The organism is Enterococcus villorum (genome assembly GCF_007990225.1).
Lineage (GTDB): Bacteria > Bacillota > Bacilli > Lactobacillales > Enterococcaceae > Enterococcus_B > Enterococcus_B villorum.
On record NZ_BJWF01000019.1, the window covers coordinates 1 to 12,114 of the forward strand.

General features: G+C 34.4%; 11 protein-coding genes and 2 pseudogenes. 4 read left to right on the forward strand and 9 right to left on the reverse strand.

Features of this window, described 5'->3' with window-relative positions:
- Nucleotides 1–183: 183 nt before the first annotated feature.
- From EVI01_RS08000 to EVI01_RS08020, 5 genes are all read right to left on the reverse strand, one after another.
- Nucleotides 184–1,020, reverse strand: coding sequence for a DUF4097 family beta strand repeat-containing protein (locus EVI01_RS08000; RefSeq protein WP_025480607.1), 837 nt, complete (start codon nt 1,018–1,020; stop codon nt 184–186).
- Between the two features lie 16 nt (nt 1,021–1,036).
- Entirely contained in the window at nt 1,037–1,651 is a 615-nt protein-coding gene (locus EVI01_RS08005; protein WP_010750546.1) for a DUF1700 domain-containing protein, read from the reverse strand.
- Nucleotides 1,644–1,961 carry a PadR family transcriptional regulator gene (locus EVI01_RS08010; RefSeq protein ID WP_010750547.1) on the reverse strand — a complete coding sequence of 106 codons (318 nt, stop codon included), beginning with the start codon at nt 1,959–1,961 and terminating at the stop codon, nt 1,644–1,646. The genes EVI01_RS08005 and EVI01_RS08010 overlap by 8 nt, the downstream gene beginning before the upstream one ends.
- A gap of 330 nt (nt 1,962–2,291) precedes the next feature.
- Entirely contained in the window at nt 2,292–3,317 is a 1,026-nt protein-coding gene (locus EVI01_RS08015) for a HAMP domain-containing sensor histidine kinase (protein WP_010750548.1), read from the reverse strand.
- Nucleotides 3,314–3,988 carry a response regulator transcription factor gene (locus tag EVI01_RS08020; protein ID WP_010750549.1) on the reverse strand — a complete coding sequence of 225 codons (675 nt, stop codon included), beginning with the start codon at nt 3,986–3,988 and terminating at the stop codon, nt 3,314–3,316. Before EVI01_RS08020 ends, EVI01_RS08015 begins: the two co-directional genes overlap by 4 nt.
- 142 nt (nt 3,989–4,130) lie before the next feature.
- Between EVI01_RS08020 and EVI01_RS08025 the strand changes: the two genes are divergently transcribed.
- Nucleotides 4,131–6,467 (forward strand): ABC transporter ATP-binding protein/permease, encoded by a 2,337-nt coding sequence (locus EVI01_RS08025; RefSeq protein ID WP_010750550.1) that lies wholly within the window; start codon nt 4,131–4,133, stop codon nt 6,465–6,467.
- 353 nt (nt 6,468–6,820) lie between these two features.
- A pseudogene (gene mazE, locus EVI01_RS08030) lies at nt 6,821–7,048 on the forward strand (type II toxin-antitoxin system PemI/MazE family antitoxin); the annotation flags it as partial.
- Between the two features lie 216 nt (nt 7,049–7,264).
- Here the strand turns inward: mazE and EVI01_RS08035 are convergent.
- From EVI01_RS08035 to EVI01_RS08045, 3 genes and pseudogenes are all read right to left on the reverse strand, one after another.
- Nucleotides 7,265–7,528: a DUF1905 domain-containing protein gene (locus tag EVI01_RS08035; RefSeq protein ID WP_010750552.1), complete on the reverse strand. Its 264-nt coding sequence runs from the start codon at nt 7,526–7,528 to the stop codon at nt 7,265–7,267.
- A 138-nt stretch (nt 7,529–7,666) separates the two neighbouring features.
- Nucleotides 7,667–8,379 (reverse strand): annotated as a pseudogene (locus EVI01_RS08040) (DUF4811 domain-containing protein).
- A complete protein-coding gene (locus tag EVI01_RS08045) occupies nt 8,376–9,842 on the reverse strand; it encodes an MDR family MFS transporter (RefSeq protein WP_025480608.1) in 1,467 nt (488 codons plus the stop codon). Before EVI01_RS08045 ends, EVI01_RS08040 begins: the two are co-directional and overlap by 4 nt.
- A 135-nt stretch (nt 9,843–9,977) precedes the next feature.
- Here EVI01_RS08045 and EVI01_RS08050 point away from each other — a divergent pair, with 135 nt between their 5' ends.
- Nucleotides 9,978–10,463 carry a MerR family transcriptional regulator gene (locus EVI01_RS08050; protein WP_010750555.1) on the forward strand — a complete coding sequence of 162 codons (486 nt, stop codon included), beginning with the start codon at nt 9,978–9,980 and terminating at the stop codon, nt 10,461–10,463.
- Between the two features lie 98 nt (nt 10,464–10,561).
- Here the strand turns inward: EVI01_RS08050 and EVI01_RS08055 are convergent, their stop codons facing one another.
- The gene (locus tag EVI01_RS08055; RefSeq protein ID WP_010750556.1) at nt 10,562–11,113 is read right to left on the reverse strand and encodes a PadR family transcriptional regulator; all 552 of its coding nucleotides are present in this window, start codon (nt 11,111–11,113) and stop codon (nt 10,562–10,564) included.
- Nucleotides 11,114–11,217: 104 nt separating this feature from the next.
- Here EVI01_RS08055 and padC point away from each other — a divergent pair, with 104 nt between their 5' ends.
- Nucleotides 11,218–11,748, forward strand: a complete 531-nt coding sequence (gene padC, locus EVI01_RS08060; protein ID WP_010750557.1) for a phenolic acid decarboxylase — start codon at nt 11,218–11,220, stop codon at nt 11,746–11,748.
- Nucleotides 11,749–12,114: the final 366 nt, after the last annotated feature.

The following is a 12,114-nucleotide window of genomic DNA, read 5'->3' on the forward strand; positions in this document are numbered from 1 at the left end:
ATTGAAGCAGACCATGCTTTTCACAACCTTTTCCACGGTGTTCAAGTAGCAACTCCTCAACAATAAGCGCTAAATTTTCAAAATATGAGGAAGCTATTTCAAAAATTAATCTCTTATTCGCTCAGAGCTAAGCGGCTCTGCCACAACCTTTTCTCACAGTTTCATATAAATAGTTTTCTTGCTTTAGTAATCTTCCATGTTCTCTTCTTCATGATAAATATTTACATTACTATCATACCCAGTAATTTTCAGGTTGTCTTTTCCATCAAGTACTGTTTTTAATGCTAAATTCTCATTGTCTTTTGTCACTGTCGAACTACCTGAAAGTTGGATGTCTAATCCTAGCTCATTTTTACTAAAAAGATCGATACTGCTATTTTCCACTTCAAATGCACTTTGTTTATGGGTTAAATCTTCCAAGTAAAAACGACTATTTCTTCCTGTCACTGCCATTTTTTGTATCGTTGAATGATTGATTGTGACATTTCCTTGCATATCCTCTATTTTAGCGGATTTTCCTTCAATACTATCAAGTAAAAGGGTTCCTCCATAAGTTTTAGTCGTGATTTTTTCACTAGCTAATTCTGTTAATCCAAAGTAACTATCATCTCCTTCAATTTTTATCTCTGATAAAGATAAATCTTTAGGAATGGTTAGCGTAATACTTGGTGTATTGTCTTCCAAACTGATCCATACGTTCCGCTCTTTTGCATTTGCTTCGATCGATAGCGTTTGTCCGTCTACAGATACCTGAGGTTTGTATGCTTTTTCATAAGATGTTTCTACTTCAAAATCCAATCCTCGTGTAATTTGCACTTGTTGATGTTCTGCATGTATGATGATTTTTTTAATTTTTTCCGTTGAAGGAATTATTTGGAAATCTTGCGCCATATCAATCAACTTAGGTCCATTATCCCATGTAAAACTTTTAAGTGTTCCAAATTTATAACTAGAAACTGCAAGTATTCCACCTATTAGCATAAATCCTAGGCCACCGATTAAAAAGTATTTTAATTTCACCTTTTACACCACTTTCCTATAAGTTTGAAGAATGAATCGTCCGTCTTGTGACAAAGCGACGACCCACCCATTTCACAAAATTCATCATCATTTTAGAAAGCCACTTAGTTACTTTCAAAAGTAATGGTGCAAAAAACAAGACACTACCTGTAGCAAAAAGACCCATACCAATATAAAATAATCCGCTGGAAATTGATTGTCCTATGACGCCGATTCCTGAAATAATTGAAAATAAGCCTAAACCCAATACAGAGATACAACCTACATAAACACCTACAAAAGCCATAATCAACAGGAATACTAGTCCTAGGATAGCTAGTATAAAGAGTGCCGCCATCGGTATCAATAGTGGAGAAGCACACAAGCCAAGAACAATCATCCAAATCAAACGTATCTTTCGTTTAAAGCTTCTAGGAGTTACTTCATCTTCTGCGGAATCATCAATGGTAGAAAAATAATTAATTTTTAATTTTAGTGCAAACTGCTTCGGCGTGCCGTATTCTTCAATGATTTGATCGATTGTTTTACCAGAGTCTAAAAAATATTCTTCATAATATTGAATCAAATCATAGCGATCAGCTTCAGGGATTTCTTGCATCTCCTCTATTACCTCATCTAAATATTCAATCATGTTTGTTATCCTCCAATAATCGATTTAAGGAATCTCGAAAAACGATCCATTCATCAATAATTTCTTCTAATTGTTTGTGTCCCATTGGGGTTAAATGATAATAGCGCCGATTTCTTCCTTCAAACGGCTCATCATAAGTATCTAAAAATCCTTCTTTTTTTAATCTTCTTAACACGGGATACATAGTTGATTCACTTACAGACAAACTTTCTTGTACGATTTTAGTCAAAGCATACCCGTACATATCTTCTCTACTTAATGCAGCTAATACGGTGCCATCAAGCAAGATTGTCGGAACTTGTATATGCATTACTTCACCTTCTTTTTATAAAATACAATATCTTTTATTTTTTAATATTATATCACATATAATATTGGTTTGTAACTAAAAAAGTATGAAAATTAAGAATATTCCTAACTTCCATACTTTTTTTACTCTTTTATCTATTGATGATCCACGTGAATATAAAAAAATGAACGAACTAATTTTTTTCATTGGCTATCTTAGCCTATTAGTCACTCACACCTTATTCAAAGCAAAGATAGACAACAGGTCAGTGAAATTCAAACGTATTTTAAATGCAAAAACTTCACAATTATTAAGCTCACCTAGCGTACCAATAATTAATGCTCGCAATTTTTACTTTTTAAGTTGAATAACGACGGTTGTCCCTACACCTGGGATACTACTATAGCGAATCGTTCCATTGTGTAATTCGAGGATTTTTTTCACTAAAGATAAACCTAAGTCATTGCCAGCCATTTGTCGACTCGTATCCCCTTGATAGAATTTTTCAAAAATTCTCTTTTGTGTTTCTTCATTCATCCCCACACCTGAATCCGTGATTTCAAGTAGAATATCTTTCGCATTTTGCGTAAGGCGAATGTCTATTTTCCCATCGATTTGATTATACTTGATAGCATTATCCATAATATTCAACCATACTTGATACAAAAATTCTTCATTACCAAAATAAACAACAGAATCAAGGTCAATATTTAAGGTTAAAGATTCCCATTTAGGTTGTAAAAATACTATCACTTCTCGTATTTGTTCATCTAAACGAAATGCCCGCTTTTCTATTTGCACACGTTGATTTTCTAGCTTATTTAATTTGAGAATATTTTCTGTTAATTGCGATAATTGGGAAATGCTTTCAAGCAATCTCTGCAAAAAAATCTGTTTTTCTTTTTCAGCAATATCTGGCGCCTGCAAAAGTTGTACATATCCTTGAATTGTCGCTAAAGGTGTTTTGAACTCATGAGAGACGCTTGAAACAAAATCATTTCTCAGCGTTTCAATACTGTTTAATTCTTGGACCATGACGTTAAAATCTTTATAAAGTTGCTGAACTTCTTCAACTTTTTGCTCTTCATCCATCCGAATGGAGAAATCTCCTGTCGCTACTTTACTCATACTTTTACGTAATTCACTAATGGGCATCAAAATTCTTCGACCGACAAAAATCGAAATACTTGTCCCAACGATCATACTAAAAAAGGCAAATACTAATAATGGGTATAACGTTGGTCGTTGAGAAGGTGCAATAGTCTGATGAGAAAGTAGAAAAATAAACCCTAGAAAGCATAATAATGTCACCAATATCGAAACAAAAACGATACTGGCAGAATAAATCCAAAGTTGTGAATACAATTTCTTTTTCATCCGCTTATCTCCGCCTTATAACCTAAACCGCGTACTGTGACAATTTGAAAATCACTGTCCCCTTCAAAACGTGTTCTTAGTCGCTTGATATGTACATCGATCGTTCGTTCTTCTGTATTGGTGTCTAGTCCCCAAATGTCATCCATCAATTGTTGTCGGGTAAAAATTTTATTTGGATAAGCCAAGAGTTTATACAAAAGCAGAAATTCTTTTTGTGGTAAAACAGTGGTTTGTTTCGTTCCTTTTACTTCATACGTTTCTTGATTCAAGATGGTTTTGCCAATGATCAATTGGTTACTGTGATTGATTTTTGCTCTCCTTAACAACGCTTCAACTCGTAAAACCATCTCCTTGACATCAACTGGCTTGATCATATAGTCATCGGTCCCCAGCTGAAAACCACGTTTTTTATCTTCAAAATCTGCTTTTGCCGTAATCATCAATACAGGAATCTCTATTTTACTTTCTCGTAAGTTTTTTACTAATTCATAACCATCCATTTCAGGCATCATAATGTCTGTGATGATTAATTCTACTTGAATATTTTCTAATCGTGCCAGTGCTTCTTCCCCATTTTTTGCCGTTATTACTGAAAAGCCAGCATGTTCCAAAACCGAACGATAAAGTAATTGCAAGTTTTCATCATCTTCTACAACTAATATACGATTCATTTTTTTCCCTCTATTTTTTTGAAAAATTTCTTGTTTTTTTCTATTTGTTCATATTCAGTTAACATTCATCCATTACACTGTGTTCATTGTTCCATATACTTAGTAAGTATACCGAATATTTCAAAAGGAAAGAAGGGCAAATATGCTACAATTAAAAGATATAAAGAAATATTATAAAGTTGGCGAAACAACGACTAAAGCGTTAGACGGCGTGTCTGTAGCCTTTAGAAAAAAAGAATTTGTTGCTATACTCGGCCCAAGTGGCTCTGGTAAAACAACGATGCTGAATGTCATCGGCGGTTTAGATAATTATGATTCTGGTGACATGGTGATCAATGGCAAATCAACAAAAGATTTTAAAGATAGCGATTGGGATGCTTATCGAAACAACTCCATTGGTTTTATCTTCCAAAGTTATAATTTGATTGGCCATCTAGGAATTATTGAAAATGTTGAATTAGGGATGACGCTTAGTGGTGTCTCAAAAGAAGAAAAACGAAAAAAGGCTGAAAATGCTTTACATCGTGTCGGCCTATCTGACCATATGCATAAGAAACCCAATCAGTTATCGGGGGGGCAAATGCAACGTGTCGCAATTGCTCGAGCCTTGGCCAACGATCCAGATATTCTCCTTTGTGATGAACCTACAGGGGCGTTAGATACGGAAACAAGTATTCAAATCATGGAATTAATTCAAGAATTATCCAATGAAAAATTAGTTGTCATGGTGACACATAACCCTGAACTTGCTCATCAATATGCCGATCGCATCATTGAATTTTCAGATGGAAAAATCTTAGCTGATTCCAATCCGCATATCGAAAGACCAAAAGATGATCAATTTAATTTACGCCGAACAAAAATGAGTTTTTGGACAGCGTTAAAACTTTCATTTAATAATATTCGAACAAAAAAAGGGCGAACATTTTTAACTTCTTTTGCTTCAAGTATTGGTATCATCGGGATTGCCATCGTGCTTGCCCTGTCTACAGGATTCCAAAAACAAATCGACAAAACACAATCTGAGACAATGGCAAAATTCCCCATCACAATCTCAAAAGTAACCACAAGTCGCTCAAACGATACCGAAGCACTAGGAACAAATAAGGCGACTTATCCAAAGACGAAAACAGTCACTGCTAAAATCAGCGATGAAGACAAAGCACAACATACTAATAAAATTGACCAAACATACGTTGATTATGTCAAAAACATCGATCCAAATTTAAGCAATAATATTGGATTCACGCGGGCGACAGGTATTAATATGCTTCGCCAAATCGATGGAAAGGCACAACCAGTTAGCTTTTCAAATCAAAACCCAGATGCAGAATCATTGTCCTTTTCTAGCACAATGTCTGCCATGACAGGTGTAGGTGTTTCTAGCTTCCCTACACAATTAGACAACCAAAAAGAGAACTTTTTAAAAGCAAATTATTCGTTGCTTGCAGGAAATTATCCTACTTCAGCAACTGACGTTGTTTTGATTGTCGATGGAAACAACAATACCAATATCGATGCCTTAAAAAATCTTGGCTTTGATGTAAAAGATGGACAAAAATTAGACTTTGATAATATTGTCGGTACAACATTCAAAATTATTAACAACAATAATTACTATACAAAATTACCAACTGGAAACTTTATTCCAAACAATGATTACGATGAAATGTATGCTAATTCAACAGAAGAAGTAAAAATAGCCGGAATTTTACGCGTGAAATCCTCTTCCACGATGAATCTACTTTCACCAGGGATTGCTTACAGTGATCAATTGACTACTCAAATTGTAAATGAAAATAAAGATTCGGATGTTGTCAAAGCACAAAAAGAAAGTGATACGAATGTTTTGACTACAGAAAAAGTCGATGAAACAACCAAACAATCATTAATCAGCTATCTAGGCGGTGATAGCCTACCAACAAGTATCATGATTTACCCAAATAACTTTGAAGACAAAGAACAAATTCTCAACTATTTAGACAAATATAATAAAGGAAAAGAAGAAGAAGATAAGATCATCTACTCTGACTTAGCCGGTACTATGACTGAATTAACTGGTGGTTTGATGGATGCTATTACTTATGTCTTGATTGCTTTTGCTGGTATTTCACTAGTGACAAGTATGATCATGATCAGTATTATTACGTACACTTCAGTCATCGAAAGAACGAAAGAAATTGGTGTCTTAAAAGCATTAGGTGCTCGTAAAAAAGATATCACACGTGTATTTGATGCTGAGACATGTATTTTAGGGATTTCTTCTGGCTTACTTGGTGTATTGATCGCTTGGTTAGCTACTTTCCCAATCAATCATCTGTTGTATCAAATGACTGATTTAAAAAATGTCGCACAATTAAATCCGGTCCATGCTCTTGTTCTTGTTATTATCTCTACCATCTTAACGATGTTAGGTGGACACATTCCAGCAAGAATGGCAGCCAAAAAAGATGCAGCAATCGCATTACGAGCAGAATAAACAGTTCTATTCCTAAAAATTACTTGAGAGCAAGGTTAAGTCCTTGTTCTCAGATTGTAGACAATCCTTATGTAAAAATGAGGGTTGTCTTTTTTTATATGTATATTTTCAATAATAAAAGAGAAATCAAGCAATTGATCAATTTGTCAAAATAAATGGTCTTGAAAAACTAAGACTTCAAGTGAAACAAAGCTTATTTATGAACGCTTACTAACATCTTGTTTTGAGAGCATCTGATAACACCTATCACTTTTCTATGATTTTATGAACACTTAATATCTACAAATAAATATTTTGCAAAACTTTGCGTTACTTAGTGTTGTGTAGTAACATGAACAAAAAGGGGAGTTCATATGCTTATTACAAAATCTAGATTACAAGGAAATTCTGTGGTAATCACACTACCGTCTGATAATGGTAAAAAACCTTCAGAGAATCAAGAATATATTGTTGTCTATTCTGAAGATGGAACAATTACATTAGTTCCTAAAATCGAAGATCCATTTAGTGGAGGAGAAGAGGCAGAATATTATGAAAAAGATGAATGGAAAGATTTAACTCCTGAAGGGAGAGAAATTTTATTAAGAAATGAAAAAATCATTCAGTTGTTTTTGAGTGATTTTCATAGTGATTACATATTTATATTTGATGCTAAATAAAATTAAAAATTTTTGCCATTTAAAAAGAAAAGTGACAAGTAAAAACGCCCTCAAAATTAGACCATAACTCTAACTTTTAAGGACATTTCAATTTCTTCATATCATATTTTTTAATTAATTTCTTTGGATGATTTCCACCTAAACCATATCACCAATTTCTTTATTAATTCTTTTCCGAATATCTTTACGGATCCCTAAGATATAGCAAACTGTACCATCCTCGTTTTTTACACCCATATTTACAATGCTCCCATCATAAGGAACTCCATCAAAAGTGGCATGCACCTTCACTCTTCCCATGCCAAACTCTTCCTTGACATTATAAGGAAAAATAACATAAGCCCCACCTTTGCCCACTTCAGAAGCATAAATCATTGATTGAAAGGAATAACTTTTTTGCATCCATCCTACCTCTTTTTTACTAAGTATAGCAAAAAAATTTGCGATAAGTATACCCAGAGATCAAAAAAGCCCCCAAACTTAGTTATTTGAACTAAGTTTGGAAGCTGGTTATTGTTTAAATTAGGACACGTTTCAAAATCATTCTTTTGTTTTTACTTCTTCTACTAACTTAGCTAATGCTTGTTGTTGAAATTCTGTAGCTAATTTTTTAGTTAGTTTTTCTTGGTCTTCTTTAGACATCGTTGGATTTTCTGTCATTGCTTTGACTAATCCATCTTGCACATAGGATTTTGCTTCTTTTTCCATTGTGCTTTGTTGTTGTTTGACTAAATCAGCTAATTTTTCTGCTTGATCGGTACTTAATTCGATCCAATTTGCTGGGATTTTAAATGTATTAACCCGTTTTGCATACTCATGGTTATTGTCTGCTAGATTGAACCAGAATTTATACCAATCATTTTTGTAAACCCAATAAGTTGTTTTTGTTTCTTTTTGTGTTTTACCAGTGGTTTGTTCCACTTTATTGGTTTCATTATCTGTACCAGTTGCTTTTGGTTTTTTTGCTCTTCATTTGTGCGATAAAGATAGACTTTTTCCGTACCGTCACCTAATGCTTGATACAAAAGCATATTGGTATTGTCTGAATCTGCACTAGATACGATGGCTGTCGTTTTGGTTTCTGTGACTTTTTCCATACCAAAGTGATGGGATAAATTAGCGACAATCAATGCTAAAGAAGCCACGAAGATCAAACCGAAGATCAATGATAGAAATGTTTGCCAGGTTTTTCTTGCAAAAATGTTGATCCATGCAAAAGCAAGCAAACTAATGATCAAGACGAAAATAATCATGCGTTATCCCTCGCTTTCACTAAAACAGGCTCTTTTCTCTTCAATAAGAAGGCAATCACAAGACCGATCATTCCAAAGACAATCGCCACAAAGAAGGCAGCATGGTAACCAGATAATGTGGCATTAATTGCTTGATCTTTATAAGCTAAAGGCGTGCTATTCAATACTGATTTTGCCGGAAGATTATCATTGGTAACGTTTGTCAACACACTAATCAAGATAGCTGTACCGATTGAACTAGCAATTTGACGGAATGTATTATTCACAGCAGTACCGTGGCTGATCAATTTATTTGGCAAAGCATTCATACCAGAAGTTGTTACTGGCATCATCACCATCGAAATACCAAACATCCGAATGGCATAAAGAATCACAATATATAAGACAGGCGTCGTTTTTGTTAAGAAAGCAAATGGTGCAGTGGCAGCTGTTAACACGAACATCCCCACAATCGCTAAGCGTTTGGCACCATGTTTATCAAAAATAGCCCCAGTGATCGGCATCATTGCTTCCATGATCAATGCCCCTGGTAACAGCATCAAACCTGAATGAAAAGCTGATTCTCCACGAATATTTTGAATATAAAGCGGTACAACCATTTCTGCACCAACCATTGCCATATTGGTTACCCCAGCTAAAACAGCCGCAATGGTAAATGTAGGGGATTTAAAAACACGTAATTCTAAGAAAGGTTGTTCCAAACGAAGCTGACGCCATGCAAACAAGGCAATAAATACAACTCCTACAATTAAGAAACTAATCACTTTTGTACTTCCCCAGCCAGCATCACCCACACTAGAAAAGCCATAAAGTAAACTACCAAAACCAATCGTTGAAAGAACAGCAGATAAAATATCAATGCTTGGATTGGATAATGGTATCACACTTCTCATTAAGAAAAATGCTAAAACTAAGACCACAATCGGCAAGACCATACCAAATAGATCACGCCAATGATAGTTATCGATAATATAACCTGATAAAGTAGGGCCTAACGCTGGGGCCAAGCCAATAACGATCCCTGACATTCCCATGGCAGACCCTCTTTTTTCTGGTGGAAAGATTGATAACATAATGTTTTGCAATAAAGGCATTGAAACCCCTACACCACAAGCTTGGATCAAACGACCAATCAGTAATGTACTAAAATTAGGCGCAACAAAACAGGTAATTGTCCCAATTAAAAAGATCGACATCGCTGATAGATACAAATTTCTTGAACTAAATTTGTTGATCAACCAAGCGGTAATTGGAATCATAATACCATTCACTAATAAGAACCCTGTAGTCAGCCATTGAACACTAGATGCAGAAATATCAAACTCTTTCATCAATGTAGGAAATGCTGTCGTCAATAAGGTTTGATTTAAAACCGTACAAAATGTACCAATTAATAGCACGACAACTAAAAGTGTCCGATTATATGGTTTTCCGTAAATATCTACGGGTTGATTTTTACTCATATTTCTTCTTTCTGAATTTTTTCTGAAACCACTAGAATACTTTAGTCCTATTCCCTGCATTTGTCAACCTACTTGACACTAAAGTCAACAGAAGTATAATTAGGGAAAATAGCAAAATAAAAAAGGAGGAAAAAAATGGTCGGAACATCCCTTAAACGCTTATTAGAAAATGATCATTTATTAGTAGGAATCAGTGAATTAAGTGAAATCGTAGGCGTCTCTCCTCGTCAGTTACGTTATTGGGAACAAAAAGGTTTTATTCGTTCAGTGGCTACTGATGGAAACTCCCCCAGAAAATATCAATTGCCAACTGTCGTCAAAGTAGAAATCATTAAGAAGTATTTAGATGAAGGTTATACCTTAACCAAAGCTGCTGAAAAAGCGGAAAATCGTCTACAAAAAATGAAACATGTCCGCAAAGTTTTCTCAAAAGCCATCAAAGAGATCGAATTGATCGATGAAAGGTATACGGTTTTATTGATTGGTGATTTTAAAGAAACAGATGAAGAATCACAGCTTTATATCATTCATGATGATCAAACCAATGAACTCACTTATAAAATTTTACCTGCAAGTAAGAAAATAGACTTCATACAATTGTTAAAAGAACGCACTTCATAAAAAATAAAATGTAGGAAATTATCTGTCTCTATCAAAATAGCTCTTTTGAACGAACACTTTGAAAGGATCACTGATAATCCACTACATTTTTTTATTTTTTAGTGGTGCTTTTTTTGTTCTTCGATCACTTCTGTTAACCAATTCGTATATTCTGTTTCGCGATTGATTGCATGAGAAAGGATCAAATAATGTCCATAATTTTTCTCTCGATCTTTTTCAGTAGGGAAAATCACAGCTTTACGAGCCAATAAATGCTCACGCTTTTCTTCGTGAAGATCACGCTGTTGTTCAATAATCTCCATTAATGTTGGATCATTGACTTCTTTTACAAAATACAACTTCAACACAAATTCATCGCGATTTACCGGTAATTCGTCTATTGGTGTACGAATCCACTCATCTAACAATACTCTCCCTTCGTCCGTTAACTGATACACTTTTTTTTCTAGCTTCATCCCCGTAATTTCTACTTCATGCTGAATCAGACCTCGCTCTTGCATTTTTGCAAGTTCTGGGTAAATTTGACTATGCTTTGCTTGCCAAAATTCTCCGATTTCATTTTTGAATGATTGATTCAATTCGTAACCTGACATATTTTTTTTGCTTAACAAGCCTAACAAAATGTATCGCAACGTATTTTTTCTTGCCATACAGGTGCCCCCCTTGACAAATTTTATTTTTCATTTTATCATAATCGAGTAACCAAAAACATGTATTTTATTACATGTTTTAACTTTCAAGGAGATGTTTTATTATGAAAAAATTTAAAGAGCTAGAAGATTTTATTGGAACACACTTTATTTATACTTATGATAACGGTTGGGAATACGAATGGTATGCTAAAAATGATCATACTGTGGATTATCGCATCCACGGTGGGATGGTCAAAGGTCGTTGGGTCAAAGACCAAGAAGCTGACATTGTGAAATTGACAGATGGCGTTTTTAAAATTACGTGGACTGAGCCAACGGGGACAGATGTTGCTTTAGATTTTATGCCAAATGAAAAGAAATTACACGGAACAATCTTCTTTCCTAAATGGGTAGAAGAACATCCAGAAATTACTGTTACTTTCCAAAATGAACACATTGATGAAATGGAAGCAGCACGTGAAAAATATGAAACTTATCCAAAATTAGTCGTGCCAGAATTTGCAACCATTACTTATATGGGTGATGCTGGTATTGATAATGAAGACGTAATTAGTGAAGAGCCTTATGAAGGAATGACAAATGACATTCGTGAAGGACGTTACTTTGACGAAAACTACAAACGTCTAAAATAAACAATATTTTTCCGCATTTGACTGAACAAAAAAAGAAGAATGTTTTCCATAAAAAGAAACATAATAAAAAACAGCCGTCGCATCATTTAAATGCCTCGACTGTTTTTTTCATTGCCTATTGCTTAACTCTATCCATTTCAACTTTTTATTATTTTTACATTCGTGAATGACTGTTTGGACTTTTATTTTCACTTTTTATTTTTCGATTCCTACAAATTTTTCGTATATTTTGATCGTTATAATAAAACCGGTGTTCAAATTCTTTCTTTATTCAGAGAAGCTCTTTCTTTTCGTGGTGTTTTCAGGTTATTTTCTTGTAATGTTTATCTTTTTTTCATGTTTTTTCGAATTTCTTGCCACTAGTTT